17 protein-coding genes are annotated in these 19693 nt (G+C 56.6%); 7 read left to right on the top strand and 10 right to left on the bottom strand.

Translation table 11 applies throughout. The features are described from left to right. Window positions 1-15: 15 nt before the first annotated feature. The 4 genes from ACFE7X_RS13365 to pdxH all read right to left on the bottom strand — a co-directional run bounded on the left by ACFE7X_RS13365 (window position 16) and on the right by pdxH (window position 4576). On the bottom strand, window positions 16-1776 hold the full coding sequence (locus ACFE7X_RS13365; protein WP_375436173.1) for a hypothetical protein: 1761 nt from the start codon (window positions 1774-1776) through the stop codon (window positions 16-18). A gap of 23 nt (window positions 1777-1799) precedes the next feature. Next, on the bottom strand, window positions 1800-2378 hold the full coding sequence (locus ACFE7X_RS13360; protein WP_375436172.1) for a Maf family nucleotide pyrophosphatase: 579 nt from the start codon (window positions 2376-2378) through the stop codon (window positions 1800-1802). 98 nt (window positions 2379-2476) lie between these two features. Then, window positions 2477-3787 (bottom strand): DUF1015 domain-containing protein, encoded by a 1311-nt coding sequence (locus ACFE7X_RS13355; RefSeq protein ID WP_375436171.1) that lies wholly within the window; start codon window positions 3785-3787, stop codon window positions 2477-2479. A 141-nt stretch (window positions 3788-3928) separates the two neighbouring features. Then, entirely contained in the window at window positions 3929-4576 is a 648-nt protein-coding gene (gene pdxH / locus ACFE7X_RS13350; RefSeq protein ID WP_375436170.1) for a pyridoxamine 5'-phosphate oxidase, read from the bottom strand. 246 nt (window positions 4577-4822) lie between these two features. On the opposite strand from pdxH, the gene ACFE7X_RS13345 reads away from it, so the two are divergent. The 6 genes from ACFE7X_RS13345 (at window position 4823) to ACFE7X_RS13320 (ending at window position 12140) form a co-directional block, all read left to right on the top strand. Beyond that, window positions 4823-5389 carry a YqgE/AlgH family protein gene (locus ACFE7X_RS13345; RefSeq protein WP_375436169.1) on the top strand — a complete coding sequence of 189 codons (567 nt, stop codon included), beginning with the start codon at window positions 4823-4825 and terminating at the stop codon, window positions 5387-5389. Window positions 5390-5454: 65 nt separating this feature from the next. Next, the gene (locus ACFE7X_RS13340; protein WP_375436168.1) at window positions 5455-7935 is read left to right on the top strand and encodes a DUF349 domain-containing protein; all 2481 of its coding nucleotides are present in this window, start codon (window positions 5455-5457) and stop codon (window positions 7933-7935) included. Window positions 7936-8265: 330 nt separating this feature from the next. Next, window positions 8266-8667, top strand: a complete 402-nt coding sequence (locus ACFE7X_RS13335; RefSeq protein ID WP_375436167.1) for a hypothetical protein — start codon at window positions 8266-8268, stop codon at window positions 8665-8667. Window positions 8668-9069: 402 nt separating this feature from the next. Continuing rightward, window positions 9070-9960: a hypothetical protein gene (locus ACFE7X_RS13330; protein ID WP_375436166.1), complete on the top strand. Its 891-nt coding sequence runs from the start codon at window positions 9070-9072 to the stop codon at window positions 9958-9960. A 336-nt stretch (window positions 9961-10296) separates the two neighbouring features. Continuing rightward, window positions 10297-11736 (top strand): PAS domain-containing protein, encoded by a 1440-nt coding sequence (locus ACFE7X_RS13325; protein WP_375436165.1) that lies wholly within the window; start codon window positions 10297-10299, stop codon window positions 11734-11736. An 8-nt stretch (window positions 11737-11744) separates the two neighbouring features. Further along, complete coding sequence (locus tag ACFE7X_RS13320) at window positions 11745-12140, top strand: two-component system response regulator (RefSeq protein WP_375436164.1); 396 nt, start codon at window positions 11745-11747, stop codon at window positions 12138-12140. 229 nt (window positions 12141-12369) lie between these two features. Here the strand turns inward: ACFE7X_RS13320 and ACFE7X_RS13315 are convergent, their stop codons facing one another. Then, on the bottom strand, window positions 12370-13377 hold the full coding sequence (locus ACFE7X_RS13315; protein WP_375436163.1) for an SDR family oxidoreductase: 1008 nt from the start codon (window positions 13375-13377) through the stop codon (window positions 12370-12372). A gap of 541 nt (window positions 13378-13918) precedes the next feature. Between ACFE7X_RS13315 and ACFE7X_RS13310 the strand changes: the two genes are divergently transcribed. Beyond that, window positions 13919-14212, top strand: coding sequence for a hypothetical protein (locus ACFE7X_RS13310; protein WP_375436162.1), 294 nt, complete (start codon window positions 13919-13921; stop codon window positions 14210-14212). Window positions 14213-14384: 172 nt separating this feature from the next. Here ACFE7X_RS13310 and ACFE7X_RS13305 read toward each other — a convergent pair whose 3' ends face one another. From ACFE7X_RS13305 to ACFE7X_RS13285, 5 genes are all read right to left on the bottom strand, one after another. Further along, on the bottom strand, window positions 14385-15158 hold the full coding sequence (locus tag ACFE7X_RS13305; RefSeq protein WP_375436161.1) for a metallophosphoesterase family protein: 774 nt from the start codon (window positions 15156-15158) through the stop codon (window positions 14385-14387). Between the two features lie 70 nt (window positions 15159-15228). Further along, window positions 15229-15687, bottom strand: coding sequence for a DUF6428 family protein (locus ACFE7X_RS13300; protein WP_375436160.1), 459 nt, complete (start codon window positions 15685-15687; stop codon window positions 15229-15231). Between the two features lie 36 nt (window positions 15688-15723). Then, window positions 15724-16095: an ArsR/SmtB family transcription factor gene (locus tag ACFE7X_RS13295; protein WP_375436159.1), complete on the bottom strand. Its 372-nt coding sequence runs from the start codon at window positions 16093-16095 to the stop codon at window positions 15724-15726. Then, entirely contained in the window at window positions 16061-16288 is a 228-nt protein-coding gene (locus ACFE7X_RS13290; RefSeq protein ID WP_375436158.1) for a hypothetical protein, read from the bottom strand. The genes ACFE7X_RS13295 and ACFE7X_RS13290 overlap by 35 nt, the downstream gene beginning before the upstream one ends. A 181-nt stretch (window positions 16289-16469) precedes the next feature. Next, the gene (locus ACFE7X_RS13285; protein ID WP_375436157.1) at window positions 16470-19691 is read right to left on the bottom strand and encodes an efflux RND transporter permease subunit; all 3222 of its coding nucleotides are present in this window, start codon (window positions 19689-19691) and stop codon (window positions 16470-16472) included. Between the last annotated feature and the right edge of the window lie 2 nt (window positions 19692-19693).

Raw genomic sequence — 19693 nt, 5'->3', positions numbered from 1 at the left:
TTTAGTTGTATTCCGCTACTTTGCTGCACGTTCGTAAATGATTACAGATTCGTTTTCATAGACGGTAGTATAGAGAGGCGGCTTCACCCAGGCTGGCAGCGGGTCGGAGTCGCGGTCTTGTACAACGTAGTCGTAGGTCTGATTAGGAACGGGAGTGGAGTGCAAAAGTAGCGGCCGCTTTTCCTGTAGCGCATAGTGGTGGAAGAACAGCTCGTATGACGGGGCCGCCAGTAAGATTCGTTTTTCCCCCCAACCCGTCAGCCAAGCGTAAGCGGCTTCCATCTGCTCTTGCTCGCGCACTTCCACTTGGTGCGGCGCCAACTGCCGCTCGAACTGGTAGGCTCCGTACGCGGCTACTAGAAGCAGAATCAGCAACGCTTGGTGCTTGGTTGGTACGCGTAAGCGCGAAAAAAGCGAGGTGGCCACCAAACTGCCAAGAACGCAGCCTAAGTAACTCAGATAGAGCAGCACCCGAGGAGGCACCAGTACCTGCTGCCTCACCATTATAGCTAACGGTACCACGAGCAGCAGCCAAGCCAGCGCGCCCACTACTTTGGCCCGGCGCGGCAAGAGTAGCACCAAAAACGGACCTGCTATTAGGAGGCCGCCGCCCGCCACCATACCTAAATTCCCGTTTCCGGCCAGCATGTCGGCGAGGAACCGCAAATATTTCGAGTAGTCGCGCCAAAACACAGCAGCAGCCATTTCAGCTACGTAATGGTTGCCTGTTAGTTGGGTAAAGCCTGACACGCATACCACGGGCAAGTAAAGCAACGAACTGACTATCCCCACAATGCCGCCTGCCAGCACAAGCTGACCCAACTCCCGCCAACGCCGCTGCCAAGCAAAACCAACCAGCAACCCCAAACTCAATGAAACGAATGGGTACAGAAACGTAGGAATGGTATAGAACCCCAGGATGCTGGCCCCCACAAAGAGCAACCACCCCAGCCGCCGGTACGTGGGCAGTTGCAGCAGCGCCACCGTTGCGGAAAAAGCCAGTAGCAACAAGGTGATTTGCAGAAAATAGCCCCGGCCAGCTACCGCGTAATACAAGCCCAGCGGCGACAAACTGAACAAGCCCGTGGCCAAGGTAGCCGCCCAGAAACCGCCGCTGCGCACCAGTAACAGATAGCCCAAAACCGTGCCCACGGCCGCTGCCACAAACGTGGGCAGGCGCATCACCACCCGCACATTATCCGAGAGCAAAGACAGCGGCCAGCAGACGAAATTGAACAGCGGGTGGTTGTTGGGAATGGGGTAGAAGCTACTGATACCCAGGGGGCCTTGCCGCACAAAGTAATCGTAGGAGGCTACTTCGTCGGTGTTGAGGACGTAGGCCACCAGATACCAAACCCGCACTGCCAGCAGCAAGAGTAGCAGCCCCGCAAACACGCCCCGCTCCAGCCCCGACAACCTGCGCGCCGTACGACCCAGAACTGTTGCAACCTTCTGGATTTCGATTCCCACTTGGCGTGCATCTGCTCTTAGAACAGTTTTTTGAAAATAGCCTAAGGCGAACAGCAAACTGGTGCTCAGGCCTGCTATGCCTGCCAATCCTATTCGGAGCAGCTGATAGGAAGCGGGGGTTACCGCCAAAGCCAAATGCTTGTAGCCGCCCTCATGGTACGTAACTTCACTTAGGGCCCGTACCTGCTCGTACGAGGTGAAGCCGTAAATTAAGAGAAGGAACCCGCTGCTTATCAGAAAGCAAAACAGCCCTAGCGTGACAAGAAATCGGGTAGGGACGGGAAGAGAAGGAGCGGCGGGAAACACGAAGCCAGCTTGTTGGTGAGGCGCTACACGTTAAAAGGGAAACCCAGCTTCCTCAGCTCGTCCCAGACTCGGTGCACGGGCAGGCCCATCACGTTGAAGTAGGAACCTTCGAGCCGGGTGACGGCTACCATACCGATCCAATCTTGCGCCCCGTAGGCGCCGGCTTTGTCGAAGGGCTGGTACGTGCGCACGTAGTACTCGATTTCGGCGGGCGTGAGGGCGCGAAATACCACCTGGGTTTGGTCGGAGAACACCACCTGCCGGCCGTCGCCGCCGAGCAGGCACACGCCCGTGAATACGTCGTGGGCGCGGCCTTGAAGGCGGGTGAGCATTTGGATGGCTTCGGTGGCGTCGGCAGGTTTGTTGAGCACGTCCTCATCGAGGCAAACGATGGTGTCGGCCGTCAATACCACTTCGTCGGGGGCAAGGCCGGCGCGGTAGGCCGAGGCTTTGTGCGCCGCTAGGTATTCGGCTACCTCGGCACGGCGCAAGTGTCCGGGAAAGGATTCGTCTACTTCCTGCAAGCGCACAGTGTAGGGCACGCCCAAGTCGGTGAGCAACTGCCGACGACGCGGCGAATTAGAGGCGAGAACCAGTTTCATTATTGGTTGTTATAAGCTGATTAATTGATAATTAATATATGATTAATCAACTAGTAGATTAAACAAGTTGGTAGTTGAAAATCAATGCCAAACTAGCCTCAATCAACCAGAAATGGGTGGGCGGTTTCTTCGGTGCGGATGCTGCTGAAGAGAAAGCCGCCAATGGTTTTGGGATAAAAGAACGTGGACTTCGGCGGCATGACAGCCCCGGAATGGCAAATCCGCTCTACCTCGTCCATGGTCACTTCGTTGGTGATGAGGGCGGCGCGGGCCTCCCCGGCATCCACACGCTTGAGGCACTCCGAGAAGCTGCGCACGTAGGCCACACCCGGCCACTGCCGCTGCGCATCCGGGCCAACGATGCCCAGCACTTTTTCGAGCACGAAAAAATGCAGCACCGTCAGATCCAGGTCTTTCACTTCGGGCGTGGTATCCCAATTGAGTTGCGCGTGCACCTCCGGCCGCAGCCGAATCTTATAGGCCTGTCCATCTTGCAGATACAACCCGAACGCCCAGCGCTTGCCGGCAATCAACTCGGGCAGGTCGTACGCATCCTCTTTCGGCAACACAATAAAGTACAGTTCCAGCCGGGCCAGTAGCTCGGCATCTGTTAGGTCACCAGGCAAGTCCAGCAGCAGGCGGTGCGTGGGCAGAATGCGCAGGTCGTCGGCGGCCGAGTTGGTGAGGTACATCAAATGATAGTTCCAGCCCTCGGAGCCAGTGGCGTTGGGATGAGCAGCTAGCTGGGCCTGCCGATACGCCAAGGAACCTTCGTAGCGGTGGTGCCCATCGGCCAGAATTACTTGCCGCCGGGCCAGCACCGCTTGAAACCGGTCGATAATAGCAGCATCCTGAATCACGGCCAGCACGTCGCGGGCACCCTGGTAGTCTTCCTCGGTTTGGTAGAGTGGGTCCTGCATGGCCTCGTCCATCCAGTGCTCCAACTCGAACGCCTCGTCGCGGTAGAGGCCGTGGGTGGCGCTGGTTTGGAACTCGGTGCGGGCCAGCAACTCCGCCCGGTCGTTGACGGATGAAGGCAGCGTGTTTTCGTGGCGCAGCACCACGTTATCGGTCCAGGCGTAGGCCCGGATGTGGCACATAAAGCCTTTGCGGCAAAACTCGCGGGTGCTGCCCGGCAGCCGGAAATATTGGTAATACACGTAAATGCCCGGCAACTCGTCTTGGCGCAGCACGCCCGTTTGCTGCCATACTCGCAGCCGTTCCAGCGCCTCACCCGCCGCATCATCGCCGCGCGGCACCGATAGATGAATGCTGTTGAGTTGATTACGATAAAGCGCCTCCCGCTGCTTCTGCGACACCACATCAAAGAGCGGCGAAACGTAATCATCGATATGCTGGCTCAAAACCGGATTGTACCGCCAGCCACGCAAGGGTTGAATTTCAGCCAAAAGGAGTAGAATTAGAAATTAAAAACTAAGAGTTAAGAATTAGCAGACGGCAAAGGCTAGCTATGAATGAATTAGAAAGTCGTAGTGGCTCTTTCCAACAATTCATAATTCTTCATCTTTAATTCTTAACTGTGCGTGGCGCTACGGAGCCAGGCGGCTTAGGCGCCAGGTGTCGCCTTCCAACTCGTACACGATTCGGTCGTGCAGGCGGCTGGGGCGGCCTTGCCAGAATTCTATGCGGTGCGGGCGCACCAGATAGCCGCCCCAGTGGGGTGGACGCGGCAGCAATTCCTGGTCCTTGAAGTCCGCAGTCAGGCTTTTCTCGCGCTCTTCCAGCTCTTCACGGCTCTTTATTACTGCACTTTGGGGCGAGGCCCAGGCGCCAATCTGGCTGCTGCGGGGGCGGCTCTGGAAGTACTCGGTTGATAAGGCTTCGGGCGCTTTTTCTACCCGGCCTTCCACCCGCACTTGCCGTTCTAGGCCGGGCCAGAAAAAGGTGAGGGCGGCCAGCGGCCGTTCGGCTAAGTCGTGGCCTTTGCGCGAGTCATAGTTGGTGTAGAAGAGAAAGGCGTCGTCGGGCAAGCCTTTCAGGAGTACCACCCGGGCCGAGGGCTGGCCGTTAGCGGCTACCGTGGATATGGTCATGGCCGTGGGCTCATCGAGCTGCGCCTGAAGGGCTTCTTCCAGCCAAACCCGAAATTGAGGAACAGCGGTGGGCAGTACATCCGCTTCCGAAAGGGTGCGCTGGGCGTAGGTTTTGCGCAGGTCGGCCAGGTGCGGGTCGAGCATAGAGTAAGGGCTGAAGGGTAGTAGCTGAGTAACCAAATAGCCGGCCGTTTGATAAGCTGCATGTTGGAAGTCAACCAGTCAACGGGCCGCAAGGTAGTACAATGCGGGCAGGCAGGGAACCTCCAGCGCCCCGTCTCACGTACTAAATAGGGGTGCTGCCCGGTAAGTGAATGAAAGCACTAACCCCGATGTTGCCTGCCCTTACTTGTTATCTGGTGTTACTTGCCTACGCCTAACTTCAACGCTATGCCCCGTCTTCGTTCCAGCAGCCTGTTGATTTCACAGCCTTTCCTGGGTGATCCTAATTTCGAACGCTCCGTGGTGCTCCTCTGCCGCCACGATGAAACCGACGGCTCGTTTGGCCTCGTGCTCAACCGCGCCTCCAACCTCCAGCTAGCCGACGTGCTGCAACTTCCCGTTCCCACCGATTCGGCCGTGGCGCAGATGCCCCTGTATCTGGGTGGCCCCGTCCAGCCCGACACCTTGCATTACCTGCACCAGCGCCCCGACATACCCGAGGCTATTGCGCTGGGGCAGGATGTGTATTGGGGCGGCGACTTTACGGTGCTCATGGGCTTGCTCTTAAGCGGTGACCTTTCGCCCGATGCGGTGCGTTTTTACGCTGGCTATTCAGGCTGGACGGCCGGGCAGCTAGCCGACGAAATCGGGGAAAAGGTTTGGATTGTGCATCCGGATGCTGCCGGGAAAGTCTTTACTTTGGACAATGATGCGTTTTGGCAGGCTATTTTGCGGGAAAAAGGCGGGCGTTTCCGTGCGCTGTCCAATTATCCCGTTGATCCGCGCCTGAACTAGATACTTCCTCGTCGCCCACCACCTACGCCCACCTAGGTACCTACCGGGCCTTTTCTGCTGAACTCATGCTACCTGAAAACGACCAAGCCGCTGCTAATTCCGATAACAATTCGGAATCGCCGCTAAGCATCTTAGAGCGCCGTCTGGCAGAAATTCGCTCCAAGCAGGAGCCTGCTTCTGCCAGCGAAATCACCGAGCGTCCCGCTACGGAAGTGAACCCGACTGCCGGCGAACCAGCCGGGGCTGGCACCGCCGAACTTCCCGCCGACGTAACGGCTAGCGCGGCGGCGCAGGTGCCCGCGCACGATCCTTCCGTTTCCGACCCACAGGCTCGCGCCGACGACCATTACGGCGACCAAAATCCCGGAGTAGTGAGTGCCCATCAGGCGACCGATGAAAGCGCACCAACCACGGCGGCAGCCCCCGAACCAGTTGCACCGGCTACCACTGAAGAGACAGTGGTATCGTCGGCAGCAGCTCCGGTGGAAACTGCTCCGGCGGCTACGACAACGGAACTCCCCGTGACTTCGCCCTCGGGCACGGCAGCCGAGGCCGATGCCTTAACTGCTGCTCCCGAACAAGAGGTAGCGGTTTCCGAAGAAGAAGCGCCGAGCGCGGAAACAGCAGAAACCCTAGTTGCCGAAACGCCTGATATCGAACTGCCGGTAGAAGAACTGCACGCCGCGCTTGAAATCGAGGATTTCCCCGAAGGAATTGCTCATCTTACCACTTCCTCGCCAACACCTGCCACTCCCGAAAATACCCATTCGGAGCCTGAGGCCAGCTCGGAAGAGGAAGAGTTCGTGTCGGAGACGCCCGTTCCGGATTTCGCCGCGCTCGACCTGCCCACGCAAACCACCCAACTGCTGACGTTGCTCCGGCGCCCCGATGCCCGCCAGAACCGCAAACAAATCGCCGACCTCTACCGCCAGTACGAAACGGCCATCAACGCCGACCGCACTGCTGCTCGCCAGCGCTTCACCGAAGCCGGCAATGAAAGCGAAAGCTTCACGTATTCGGGCCCGGAAGGCTACGCCGAGCTAGGCAAGCTGATGCAGGATTTCCGCGACAGCCGCGTGCGGGACGCCAAAGCCGAAGACGACCAGCGCGCCCGCAACCTGTTGCACAAGCAACACTTGCTTTCCCAATTGCGGGTGCTCGTTGAGTCGGCCGAAACCAAGGATAGCTCGGCCCGCATCAAGGCCTTGCAAAACGACTGGAAAGCTACCGGCCCCGTACCGCAGAAAGACACCCAGGAACTGTGGAACAGCTACCACGCCCTGCTTGATATTTTCTATAACAACCGCGGCCTGTTCTTCGAGATGAAGGAGCTGGACCGCCGCCGCAACTTGGAAGCCAAGGAGGCGCTTATCGTGCGGGCCGAAGCACTGGTTCAGCAGTCGAGCATCAACAAGGCCCTCAATGATTTGCGGCAGTTGCACGAGGAGTGGAAGCACATCGGGCCAGTGCCTAACGAGCAGCGGGAGGCGCTGTGGCAGCGATTTTTGCAGGCTTCTGAGTTGGTGCACAACCGCAAGAAAGAGTTTCTGGATGTGCGTTCCACGCAGGAAAATGTCAACCTGACCCGCAAAACCACCTTGTTGGAGCAGCTGCTGCCTTTCGGCGAGTTTCATACGGAGCGCGTAAACGAGTGGCGCGCTAAAACCGACGAGCTGCAAAAGCTGAAGGAGGAGTGGGACGCCGCCGGCCTCGTGCCCCGCGACAAGGCCGACGCCATGAACAAACAGTTCTGGAGCGCCTACAAAGGCTTCTTCCAGCACAAAAACCAGTTTTTTAAAGCGCTGGATGAAGAGAAAAACAGCAACCTCAAGCGCAAGCTGGAGTTGATTGACCAAGCCGAGGCCGCGTTGGCTAATCCCGATTGGGAGCAAGGCCGCGAAATTGTGATTCGGCTTCAGAAAGACTGGAAAACCATCGGCCGCGTGCCCGAAAAGCAGTCCGACAAAGTTTGGAACCGTTTCCGGACTGCCTGCGACGCATTTTTCGACCGCAAAAATCAGGAAGTGAAGCAGCGCCAGGAAAAGGTGCAGCAAGCCAGCCAAGCCCAAACCGGCTACCTCGACCAACTGGCCGCTAGCGTAGCGGCCCTCTCAACCGATGCGCCTGGCGGCCTCGAAGGCTTCCGGCAGCACGTGCAGGAGTGGCGAGATTTTGGCAGTGCCGAAAGCAATCCGCGCGGCAATAACGAGCGGGCCGACGAGCGGTTCCAGAGCTTGATGGGCAAGTACCTCGATACAGTGCCCAATTTAAGTTATGCGGAGCGGGCTGAGTTGCTCTTCAACCTGCAAGTGGAGCGGCTCAAGTCCAGCCCCGATTCGCAGCAGCAACTCTACAAGAAAGAGCAAGCCTTGCGCCGCGAAATCAACGAACTGGAAAACGACATTTCGACCTTGCAAACCAACCTCGAGTTCTTTGCTCGCTCCAAGAATGCAGCCCAACTCCGCCAAGAGTACCAGGGCCGTATCGATGAGGCGCAGAATAGAATTGAGGCCCTGAAAAAGCAGTTGCGCGTAATCCGTAGCTAAAGCTCACAGGTAAGAACTGATAAGCACAGAACCCCTGGCCAATTGCCAGGGGTTCTGTGTTTTAGAAGCACATGCTACTATTGCGCCTATGCCCACGGTAGTGCGCTGAGATAGGCGCCAGAGTGAAACCAATAGCACAACACCTAGCGAAAAAATTGAAAGTATTTAAATAAAACATAAAGCCGATATACTATATTAAATCGTATGTTATCTACAAGCTATTCGGAACAGGAGCACGGAGGGAAAGGGAGTTGGTTGTTTGATTATCTATTGGGCACCAGCCTGTACGCTAGTTCATTGCCTGTATACACGTTGAAACGTAGGGGAGGTATGTACACTTTATTTGATATTCCTGGTTTAACTATTGCGCATGATCCAGCCAAGAACTGGTTGCACGTAACTTGGCGTGGGGAGCACAACGAAGAATCTTCGGTGGCAGGGTGCGCCATGATTTTAAACAAGGTGCGCCAAACCCAAAGCGCCGCAATCTTGAACGACAGCAGTCAATCGTTTGATGGCTGGGGCGAAATAGTACGCTGGATTGCACAGGAGTTTTTCCACGCCTTGGCCGACAACGGAGTTGAAGCCATAGCATGGGTGAACTCGCACAATTGGCCGGCCCGAGTGGACACCGAGCGGGTCCTGAGCTATACCACTCGCCCACTTGTCGACACTTTCGAAGACGCGGAATCAGCTTATTCCTGGCTGCTAACTGTTGCCACAGTTAAGTAGAAGAATGGAATTATACCATGTATTTCGTTGGCTGTGCAGTAGCTCAGTGGTTGCCATGCCTATGTTGTTTCGGGGAACAGATTAACTGATACGTAGTCCTGGTCTTAATGAAAAGCGTATTTGGTGGCTTGGGCACTTCTTTTTCAACGAGTTACTCAAGAAAACCTGGGAATCCGGGTTGATTGTAAAGGCTACTACCCGCCAGATTAAACCCTGAATTGCAGTTCAACCAATAGCTGGTCTTTGTCGGCAATTGTACGATAAGGCTAAAAATAAGTACTGGAACGGGATATATTCGTTTAAGTAGCTGGGGATATTTCCAACCTTGGGACACACTACTTCGTTTAAAAGCCAAACAATCAACACTTGTTTAACTTCCACGCGTGTTATTTTTCCAAGGTCATGCTCCAACTTCGCTTCAACACTTTATTGCTAGCCACTTCCTTATTTGCCGGTGGCAGCACCCTGGCGTTATCCAGCTGTTCTTCCAACGATAAAAAAGAAGTTTCGCAGGAAGGCCAACGTGCTTACGACAATTTGCAGACGTACGTGGCCGAGGCTGAAGCCACTCCGGCCGTAACAGTGCCTGATACCTTTGCCGCCCGCCTGGCGGCTGCACAGCGCTACTCAGCAGAGTTTGATACCGCTCAACAAGCTGAAATTCAGCGCCTGCAACAGCGCTATAACACTGTGCAAAGCACGGCTGCTAGCACCGCCACCGCTAGCACCGACACAGCCGGCACTGCAATGGCTCCGGCAACTACCACTACGGTTGCGCCGGCCCCCGCACCCGCCAATGAGCCCCCGGCCAAGCTCTACAAAGCTACCAGCCCCGCTGCGGCCCTGACGGCGGCTAATGCCCGCGCTACTTACGAGGCCTTCATCCAGCGCGTGAAAGCCAACGAAGACAAATACGAAATAGGCGACTGGCGCGTCATCAACGCCGAATGGCGGGCCTTGGATGAAGCCTACGACAAAGTGAAAGGTGATATATCGGCGCGCGACTTAGCGGAAATTCAAAAGGAAAAACTGAAATACGCCGCCTTCAAATCATTCGACAAATCGGAAGCCCGTGCTTCGCAGGGTGCTGCGGCCGTAAGCACCGAGGCAAAAGAAGCGAAAGCAGAAACTGCTGACGAACGCAGCAAAGTAGGCCAGGCCGCCAGAAATACCGCTTCCGATGTAAAGGAAGCAGGTAAAGATGTGGGGCAAGGTGCCGCCAAAGTAGGCAAGAAAGTAGGCGGCGCCGTGAAAGGCGTATTCGATGGCAAAGACGGTAAGAAAGCTCAGTAACTCGTAGACTTAACTACGTGAAAAAGCCGCCCCTTGCTTGCAAGGGGCGGCTTTTTGTAGTCATTTCCTGAGATTTGTTGGTTGGAAATGCTAGTTTTAGAGAATTTAATTCGTGTCTGCGTAGTGTGCGTGTTTGCTAACTGCTTGCGGAATTGAGGTAGTAACTCAAGCACGGTATGTACTCATGGCGGATATTCGCTGAAACACGCCTTAGTTGGCCCGCAACGCCAATGCTAGAGCGGGCGTACTATACTAAGTGGACTCGAAAACACTACATTTCAAAGCCTCGCTCTTACATAGCAGGTTGCTCTCTCCCATTATAAGTACCACCCACCCATGAGTGCGAGCGCGCAGTTCGTTGATAGTGAGCAACGGTTTCGGTCTTTGTTTGACAACAACCTGGATCTGTTGCTCTTTCAAAACGAAGAAAGCATTATTCTGGATGCAAATAAGCCTTTTCTTGCTCTATTGCATTGCGAGAAATCTGACGTAATAGGGCATTCGATAGACGATTTTCTGCCGCCCAACTTAGTTCCGGTGTTCGGTCAGAAACTGCGGGAGGCCTTCCAAGGAATTCCGGTGCAGTTCGACGTCGCCGTGCAGTTCAAGGGAGCCGAGCCAAAAGTGCTTAGCATTTCCAAGGTGCCTCTCTCGGTTGACAATAGGGTGGTAGGCGTACACATGGTAGGCCGGGATATCACCGAATTGTCCGCCTCTAATCAACTCATCGAGCAACAGGCCCGCAAACTCAATATCATCTTTGAAAGTATCACCGATGCGCTTATTCTGCTTGATCGGGACTGGAACATAACCTTTCTCAACCAAGAGGCCCAGCGGCTTTTGCAGGTGAAAAGCCAGCACACTACCGGGCGAAACTTATGGGAGGTGTTTCCGGCCGAAATAGGGAGCATGTTCTATCAGAAATACCACGAAGCCGTAGCTACGAGGCGGGCAGTGCATTTCGAGGCCTACTACGCTACCGGTGCGTTATGGCTGGATGCCAAGTGCTTTCCGTCGGAAGAGGGCTTATCGGTCTATTTCTCCGATATCACCTCCCGCAAGGAAGCAGAAGCCAGCCAAGAGAAGATGACGCTGGACCTATACCGCCACAACCAGGATTTGCAGCAGTTCACGTACATCGTGTCGCATAATCTGCGGGCGCCCCTGGCCAATGCGCTGGGTCTGGTGCAATTGTTGCGCGTCGAGAACCCCGAGCAGGTTCCGCTCCTGACTCACTTACAAACCAGTTTACAACAACTCGACTTGATATTGCAGGACCTGAATACGATTTTGGCCGTCCGGGACAAGCAAGGCGTCGGGGAGGTGGCGGAGTCGGTGCTGCTGATCGACGTGTTGAAGCAGGTTGTAGCTAGCTTGCAGGAGCCGCTTCAGCAATGTGGCGGCGAAGTAGTGCTGGCTGTTCCTGAGAGCTTGCGGGTGCATGGCAAGCGCGCCTATCTGTTCAGTATCTTTTTTAATTTGGTTTCCAACTCAATCAAATACCGGGCTGAAGACCGCATACTACGGGTAACTATAACGGGGAGCCCCGATCCAGCGGGTGGAGCCCGTCTTCGTGTGGCGGACAATGGCTCGGGTTTTGATCGAGAGAAAGCGGGAGAGGACGTGTTTAAGCTTTACAAGCGGTTTCATTCAGTGCCCACTGGCCGGGGCTTAGGCTTGTACCTTGTTAATGCGCACGTAGAAGTGATGGGTGGCCACATCGAGGTCCATAGCGCCCCCAATGCCGGCGCTGAATTTCAATTGCTCTTACCTTAAAAGACTATATGCGGACCGTACTTGTAGACGACGATTATATCAGCGTGTTTCTAACAGAAAAAATATTGAAGCGGGAAGGTCTGGCCGAAGGGTTATGTTCGTTTCAGTCGCCCGAGGAGGCGTTGCGCCACGTTCAGCAAAGTATTCCGAACGAGATGCCGGATGTAATCCTGCTGGACCTCAACATGCCGATTCTGAGCGGCTGGGACTTTTTAATGGCCCTGCGGCCATACGAGGCGCAACTCGCCGGGCGCTGCTTTATTTACGTGCTAACTTCCTCGCTCGCGCCTTCCGACACCGACCGGGTACATGAGTTTCCTTTGGTGGCTGGCTTGATCCACAAACCGCTGGACGACTTGCAAATCCAAACCATTCATGCGCACGTAGCCGAAAGCCGGCATTAAGCTGTTAAACCAGTCTCTTGAAGAGAAGTCGGTGGCTCCTCGAATAGGACAGTACCAAACACCAAAAGCATGTAAATACACCTACTAGCTATTGCTCGCTGCCGATTTTGCGGAAGTGGGGCTAAAAAACCAAGAACGAGTTTGAAGGCATAAGATCGGCCCTCAAACTCGTTCTTGTTTTACTTTAGGCTAAAACTGGTTGTGTGGTCTTGGCCAGTTCTGATTATGCTTACGGTTGGCCATCGCCGCCGGCGGCACCATACACTTGGCCGGTGGAGTAGCTGGCATCACTAGCGGCCAGTTGCACATAAATAGAAGCTAGTTCGGCCGGTTGGCCGGGCCGGCCTAGGGGCGTGGTACCCCCAAAGCTTTTCAGCTTTTCCTGCGTAGCGCCCCCACTTACTTGCAACGGCGTCCAGATGGGGCCTGGGGCCACTCCATTCACCCGAATGCCTTTCGGCCCGAGCTGTTTGGCCAGCGACCGAACAAAACTCGTGGTTGCTGCCTTGGTTTGCGCGTAGTCGTACAAGTCAGCGGAAGGATCAGTGGCCTGCACCGAGGTGGTGCCAATGATGGTGGAGCCGGGCTGCAAATGCGGCAGGGCCGCCTTGATAATCCAGAAGGGCGCGTAAATGTTGGTCTTCATCGTCCAGTCAAACTGCTCGGTCGAGATATCCATAATCGACGGGTGCGCTTGCTGACGAGCCGCATTGCTAACCAGAATATCCAGTCCTCCGAGGCCACGCACGGCCTCTGCCACCATCTTTTGGCAGAACGCTTCATCCCGAAGATCACCCGGAATAGCAATGGCTTTTCGGCCTTCAGCCTTGATTAGCGCAATAACTTCGCGCGCATCCGGCTCTTCGGCCGGCAGATAGTTGATGGCCACATCGGCGCCTTCCCGTGCATACGCAATGGCGGCGGCGCGGCCCATGCCTGAATCACCGCCGGTAATCAAGGCTTTGCGGCCTTTCAAACGGCCCGAGCCTTTGTAGCTTTTTTCTCCATGATCGGGCCGTGGGTCCATTTGGCTGGCCAAGCCCGGCCAGGGCTGCGACTGGCCTTTGAACGGGGGTTTGGGGTAAGTTTTGGTTGGATCGAGCAGCGCGTCTGGTGCCGAGTCCGCATCGGTTGGCGCCCCCTCAACTGAGAGCACCGGGGCAATAGCTGCCGCTGCTAAACTGGCTCCCAAGCCATTGATTACTTGGCGTCGGCTGAATTTATTTTCCTCTTTCATACTACTGCTGAGCTTGTTTTCACTAATGGGATGAACTTAATCGTGGGATAAGAGCAGACTTGGACGGTACGATCTATTACAAAATCGATATGATCCGACAAAACCAGTTCCAGCGACTTGGTTTAGTTGTACGGCCGGCTGTAGGGGGGCGGTTGAAGGTATTTGCAAGGATTTATACGGATTTATTGAGAGTAACTGCCACCGCAGGCTCACCCCGTTGTTGCTCCACAAAATCAGCACCGGCCCCCAAGCACTCCACTTGTAGCGCCAACCTTAACCCGGCTGCTCATGCGCTACAAGTGGAGTTAGGTAACTAGATAGGACCACATCCGCCCCTGCGTAACTAGCCACGGTAAATCCGGACCAGCAAGCCCCGTGAAAGTGAGGCGGTGGACGCGCTTGTTGCGGACCTGGCAGCTGGCACTTACGGGTTTAGCTCAGAGGCCAAGACAAGAACTTTGTTGCCTATTGCTTCGGCGCGAAGTAGGATTAAACCAGAAAAATTCACATTCGATAGTAGCGGCCTGCTACCTTTGCCACCATGAAACCGCCGCTTTTCCACCCAGAGCAGGAAATTGTTTGTATCAACGATGACTTCACGCTCTTACTCGTGCAGAATCCCAACATCCAAACGCCCAAGCGCGGCCCCATTTACACCGTGCGTGGCGTGTACGACACGCACCGCGGCTACGGGATTACTCTAGCAGAAATCAATAATATGGCCGTGGCGCCGGGCTTTCCCGAAGCCAACTTTCACGAATCCCGGTTTGCTCCCGTACCGCCGTTGGAAGAGATAAACGTGGCGGAAGCAATGGAGGAAAGCATAACAATATAGAAAAGCCCGCGCGCTCAGTTGCGGCCTATACAATGCAGTAGCAATAAGTTTTGCTGCTTGCTTTATGCAACGGCGGCCGGAGCGTAACAGGAAAAACAGTGGCATGAGGAAGGCAAAAGCAAGTTAACGAGTGGCGCACGGCGCACAAAGGTCGGCGTGCCCGTTATGGCAGCTAGTAGGCGTTGCGCAGCATATCGGCGTATTCGTTGGGCAGTGGTGAAGCTTCCACTGCCTGCGCGGCTTTCTCCACGTCGTAAGCCACCCGAATCAACTCGGAGCGCACACGCTGCGGGTCGGTCAGCGTGGTGTGCTCGTCGAGGTGCAGCAACTGGTAGGCCGCCCGCGGGTCGCCGTCCTTGGGCTTGCCCACCGAGCCGATGTTGAGCGCGTGCCGGTAACGGGTTTCGCCTTCGTGCTCGTAGGCAAAGGTGCGGTGGTAGGGCTTGTGCGTATGGCCAAAGAGCAGAATATCGGCGTTGGTATCCGCCAATACCCGCAGAAAACTTGCTTCGGGCCGATCCTCGAACAAGTATTCATTGATTTTGCGCGGCGAGCCGTGCACCATCAGCAGGCTAAGAGTACAGGGCTCCTCCTGAAAGTCCAGGCGTATGTGCTTAGGCAGATAGCGCAAATAGCGGCGCTCATCCGCCTTCACAACCTGGTTGGTGTAGGCAATGCTTTGGGCGCCCAGGTTTTTTTCTACGTCCGTCTTGTAGGCGCAGCCGCAGTTTTCGCTGGCCAGGCCAATGCCCTGGTCGTAGTTGCCGGCCAGCGTGGGAATGCCCCGCCGCCGCACCTCGTTGACCACTTCGTTGGGCCAGGGGGCGTAGCCTACCAGGTCGCCCAGGCAAAAAACCATGTCGGGGCGGCGTTGGTCGAGGTCAGTTAGGACCGCCTCCAAGGCCGGCAGGTTGCCGTGCACGTCCGAGAAAAAAGCAATTGTCATCAGAAAGAGAAAGTACGAAGGGAGGGTAAGCAAAACGGCGCCACCTACTAGGCAGCGCCGCTCAAAGGCCTTAGCAACACCCGCCGCCCGGCGTGCAACCAGCAATTTGCAGCTGGGGCAATGCAAACTCTTTATTCGGAACGCCGCACGCATCCTGCGCCAGGCAAGCCGTCTGCTTTGAGGTCAGCACAAAGTCGGTGCCGTCGAAAGTGAGGCCGAACTTGCCGATGGTTTCCTGCTGGTATTCCACCTCGATGTCTAGGTCCTCAGCGCCTAAAATTCTCTCTGACAACTTAAGGATGTGCAGAAATTTCTGCGGGGCGAGCCGGTGGTCGTAGTCGCCAGCCTCCCAGAGCTGAAAGTTGGCTGCGGTTTCCCGGCGCTCGACCCCACCGCAGTCGATAAAGTGTTTGGTTGCCAAGCCGACTTCCGTCACGTGGAAATGGGAAGGGAGGTAGTCCCCGTTGGGCAAGCGAAAATTCACGGCTTCGAGTCCCGCCAGGGACTGCTTCATTTCAGAGATTTTCATGGGATAGGGCTGTTTAGGCTGCAAAGGAAAGGTGATCTAGCAACCGCAGGCGGCATCCGGGCCGCAGGCCGCGCTGGTGGTGGCCTCAAGAAAGAAGGCAGTGAACTGCTGGTGCACTTGGTGCAGCAGTTCGGTATTGAGGCAGTAGCAGACGGTGAGTCCCTCAATCTCGCCCCGAATCAAGTCCAGGGCCTTGAGTTCCTGCAAGTGCTGCGAAACGGTAGTGCGCGAGAGCGGCAACTCGGCAGCGATGTCGCCGGAGATGCAGGTTTGTTTGGAGGCCAGTAGTTGAATGATAGCGACCCGTGCCGGGTGCGCCAAGGCCTTGGCAATACGAGCAAGCTGCTGTTGCTCTTCGGTGAAAGAGGCAGTTTTAGCGTAGGTCATCAAACGTAGGCGGGAGCCCATAAAGAGTGGAAGCTAGAGTGCTACTGGCAAGCAATGGCGTGAGCATGGTTTCTGCCTTGCGGAGGGCGCGTTGCTCGGCTTCGTCGATGTCGCTGCCGGGTAGGACGCTACGAACTTCGGCCTGAAAACGCAGTCCGTGTTCAAGCAGAAGGCGCAGCCATGAGCGAACAATAAGATAAGCGTTGGCAAGCATCGAGGGGAAGGGAGTAATTTGCTATGTTGTAAACATACGACATAGTATGTCGTATGTTTACAACATAGACGACTTTTTTCAGAAAATAAAAAACCGCTGCCGACGCAGCTCTTAAGGAGTTGCCATCTGGCACCGGCTTTTAATCTGGCCGGCTTCTAGGCTACTCAGGGAGTTGTAGGGCTTAGCGCCTGGGCAGCACCGGGTTCAGGTCCGAGGGTGGCGTGAGGGGCTGCGCGTCCAGCTCCCGTGAGTGGTCGTTGAGGCCCGTTTCCCGGTGGGCAGCGAAGTATTGCGCCAGGGCTTTCTCGCCGACCAACCAAAACACCACCGGCGTCACGATGATGTCGAGGAAGGTGGACGAGAGTAGGCCGCCGAGGATGACGGTGGCTACCGGGTAGAGAATTTCTTTGCCCGGCGCATCCTTGGCCAGCGTAAGCGGCACCAGCGCCAACGCAGCCACCAGGGCCGTCATCAGTACCGGCACTAGGCGTTCCAGCGAGCCGCGCAGTATCATTTCCTTCCCAAACTTCTCGCCCTCATGCTCCACGAGGTGGATGTAGTGGGAAATCATCATGATGCCGTTGCGCGAGGCAATACCGGTGAGCGTGATGAAGCCTACCAGTGAGGCAATGCTGAAGGTGCCGCCCGTAACCAGCACAGCCACCACCGAGCCGATGAGGGCCAGCGGGATGTTGAGCATAATCTGCCCGACCATGTAGCTGGACTTGAAGTGCGAGAACAAGACCAGGAAGATGCCGGCCAGCGAAAACAAGCTCAGCCACAGAATCTTCTGCGAAGCCGACTGCTGGCGCTCGAACTGCCCGCCGTAGGTGAGGTAATAGCCCGGCGGCAGCTTCACTTGCTGACTCACCTTCTGCTGAATCTCCTTCACTGTGGAGCCCAGATCCCGCTCGGCTACGTTCAGCGAGATGGTAATGCGGCGCTGGGTGTTTTCGTGGTTGACGGTGTTGGGGCCCGGCTCATAAACGATGTCGGCCACCTGACTTACCGGAATCATGGCGCCGGTCGGCGTTTCAATGCGGGTTTGGCTGATGGCGGCAATGTCGTTGCGTTGCACTTCGGGTAGCTTCACCACTAAGTCAAACCGTTTCTGCCCGTCGAGCATCTGCGACACCACCGTGCCCTGGAATAGGGTTTGCAAATCGCGCACCACTTCGCCGCGCTCCATGCCGTAGGCGCGCAAGGCCTCGTCGCGGGGGCGGATGAGTAGCTGGGGAATTTGCACCTGCTTTTCGACCTGCAAGTCCACCACGCCCGGCACGGTGCTGGCGGCCGCGCGCACTTCGCCGGCATAGCGGCGCAGCTCCAGCAGGTCAGGGCCAAACACTTTGATGGCCACTTGGGCCCGCACGCCGCTCAGCAGGTGGTCGAGGCGATGGGAAATGGGCTGGCCGATGTTCACGTTCACGCCCGTAATTAGGTTAAGTTTCTGGCGCATATCGGCCAGGATTTCGTCGCGGCTGCGCATGCTTCTTCCCTCTCGTTGCAGTTCCGCTGCCGTCTTGAAGGCCACTTCGATTTCCGAATTGTTGACCGATTCAGCGTGCTCATCCAACTCGGCGCGCCCGGTTCGACGGGCGGTGTAAGCCACTTCCGGAATCTCGAGCATCTGCTGTTCGCCCAGCGTGCCCAGGCGGTTGGATTCGGTGAGCGAGGTGCCGGCCGGGGCCGAGAAGTTGACAGTTAGCGACCCTTCATTGAAAGGCGGCAGAAACTCGGTGCCGAAAAACGGCACCATGGCCGCGGCCATCACAAAGAGCAGGGCCGTCGAAACAAGCACTAGCTTCGGCTGCCGCAGGCCCCAGCCCAGCAAGCGGGTGTCCTTCTTTTTCAACCAGCGTACCAGCAGGCCGTCGGGTTCGGGGTGGTTGCTCTGCTTCATGCGGGGCAGCAGGTAGTAGCAGAGCACCGGCGTGACGGTCAGCGACACAAACAGCGAGGCCACGATGCTGGTGATGTAGGCAATGCCGAGCGGGGCGAAAATTCGGCCCTCCATACCTTCGAGCGCAAACAGCGGCAAAAACACCAGCACCACGATGATGGTAGCGTACACGATGGAGTTGCGCACCTCCGACGAGGCCGCGTAGATGACTTTGAGCACCGGCTGCGGGTTAGGCAACTGCCGGTTTTCGCGTAGGCGCCGGTACACGTTTTCCACGTCCACAATGGCATCATCAACCAGCTCGCCAATGGCAATGGCCAGCCCGCCCAGCGTCATGGTGTTGATGCTGATGCCAGCAAAGCGGAACACCAACGCCGTAACCAGCAGCGACAACGGAATGGCCACCAACGAAATAAAGGTGGTGCGCACGTTGAGCAGAAAGGCAAACAGCACGATAACCACCAGAATGGCCCCGTCGCGCAAGGCTTCCTCCACGTTGGTGATACTCGACTCGATGAACTCGGATTGCTTGAACAAGCGCGTGTTCACCTGCACGTCTTTGGGCAGCGACGGCTTCAATTCTACCAGTGCTTTTTCCACGGCTTCGGTGAGGCCGACGGTGGCGGTGCCGGGCTGCTTTTCGATGCTCAGAACAACGGCGGGCTTGCCGTTCACGCTGCCGTCGCCGCGCTTGAAGCGGGCCCCGAACTCCACCTTGGCGATGTCGGCCACGCGGATAGGGGACTGCTCGCGGTAGCCCACGACAAGGTTTTCGATGTCCTGGACCGAGCGCAGGCGGCCCAGGTTGCGAATCAGTACCTCTGAGCCATTTCGGTCGAAGAAGTTGCCGGTGGTGTTGAGGTTGGATTGGCGCAGCGCCTCTTCCACCTGGCTCACCGTCAGGCCGGTAGCGTTCAGCCGGGGCATGTCCAGCAGCACCTGGTACTGCAAGTTGTCGCCGCCGATGGGGATGACCTGGGCCACGCCGGGAATGGAAAGCAACCGCTGCCGCACGGTGTAGTTGGCCAGCGTGCGCAAGTCCGCGGCACTGGTCTGGCTTCCGCCGGACAGCCCCACCAGCATAATCTGGCCCATCACCGACGAAATGGGCCCCAGCACCGGCGTGATGCCGGTTGGTAGTTGTTCGCCCGTGGTTTGCAGCTTTTCGCTCACAATCTGACGGGCCGTGAAGATGTCGGTGCCATAGTCGAACTCCACGAACACCATCCCGAGGCCAATGGCCGAATTAGAACGCACGGCCGAAACGCCCGTAGCGCCGTTCAGGGCCGTTTCCACGGGCAACGTCACCAAGGCTTCCACTTCTTCCGGGGCCATGCCCGGGGCTTCCAGGAACACGGTTACGCGGGGACGGTCCAGGTCGGGTAGCACGTCCACGGGTAGCTCGCGGGCCGTGTACGAGCCGGCAATCAGCAGCCCCATGGCAAAGGCCAGCATCAGCAGGCGGTTTTGCAGGGCAAAGCGAATTATCTTATCGAGCATCC

The sequence above is a fragment of the uncultured Hymenobacter sp. genome, assembly GCF_964242765.1.
Lineage (GTDB): Bacteria > Bacteroidota > Bacteroidia > Cytophagales > Hymenobacteraceae > Hymenobacter.
The sequence above is the reverse complement of the archived record's forward strand: the minus strand, read 5'-3'. Positions and strand labels throughout refer to the sequence as shown.

Bases quoted from the DNA above. Each gene is read 5' to 3' on its own strand.
- ACFE7X_RS13360 (WP_375436172.1), bottom strand. From the start codon at position 2,378: ATGAAACTGGTTCTCGCCTCTAATTCGCCGCGTCGTCGGCAGTTGCTC.
- pdxH (WP_375436170.1), bottom strand. From the start codon at position 4,576: ATGCTCGACCCGCACCTGGCCGACCTGCGCAAAACCTACGCCCAGCGC.
- ACFE7X_RS13345 (WP_375436169.1), top strand. From the start codon at position 4,823: ATGCCCCGTCTTCGTTCCAGCAGCCTGTTGATTTCACAGCCTTTCCTG.
- ACFE7X_RS13340 (WP_375436168.1), top strand. From the start codon at position 5,455: ATGCTACCTGAAAACGACCAAGCCGCTGCTAATTCCGATAACAATTCG.
- ACFE7X_RS13335 (WP_375436167.1), top strand. From the start codon at position 8,266: ATGTACACTTTATTTGATATTCCTGGTTTAACTATTGCGCATGATCCA.
- ACFE7X_RS13330 (WP_375436166.1), top strand. From the start codon at position 9,070: ATGCTCCAACTTCGCTTCAACACTTTATTGCTAGCCACTTCCTTATTT.
- ACFE7X_RS13325 (WP_375436165.1), top strand. From the start codon at position 10,297: ATGAGTGCGAGCGCGCAGTTCGTTGATAGTGAGCAACGGTTTCGGTCT.
- ACFE7X_RS13320 (WP_375436164.1), top strand. From the start codon at position 11,745: ATGCGGACCGTACTTGTAGACGACGATTATATCAGCGTGTTTCTAACA.
- ACFE7X_RS13315 (WP_375436163.1), bottom strand. From the start codon at position 13,377: ATGAAAGAGGAAAATAAATTCAGCCGACGCCAAGTAATCAATGGCTTG.
- ACFE7X_RS13310 (WP_375436162.1), top strand. From the start codon at position 13,919: ATGAAACCGCCGCTTTTCCACCCAGAGCAGGAAATTGTTTGTATCAAC.
- ACFE7X_RS13305 (WP_375436161.1), bottom strand. From the start codon at position 15,158: ATGACAATTGCTTTTTTCTCGGACGTGCACGGCAACCTGCCGGCCTTG.
- ACFE7X_RS13300 (WP_375436160.1), bottom strand. From the start codon at position 15,687: ATGAAAATCTCTGAAATGAAGCAGTCCCTGGCGGGACTCGAAGCCGTG.
- ACFE7X_RS13295 (WP_375436159.1), bottom strand. From the start codon at position 16,095: ATGGGCTCCCGCCTACGTTTGATGACCTACGCTAAAACTGCCTCTTTC.
- ACFE7X_RS13290 (WP_375436158.1), bottom strand. From the start codon at position 16,288: ATGCTTGCCAACGCTTATCTTATTGTTCGCTCATGGCTGCGCCTTCTG.
- ACFE7X_RS13285 (WP_375436157.1), bottom strand. From the start codon at position 19,691: ATGCTCGATAAGATAATTCGCTTTGCCCTGCAAAACCGCCTGCTGATG.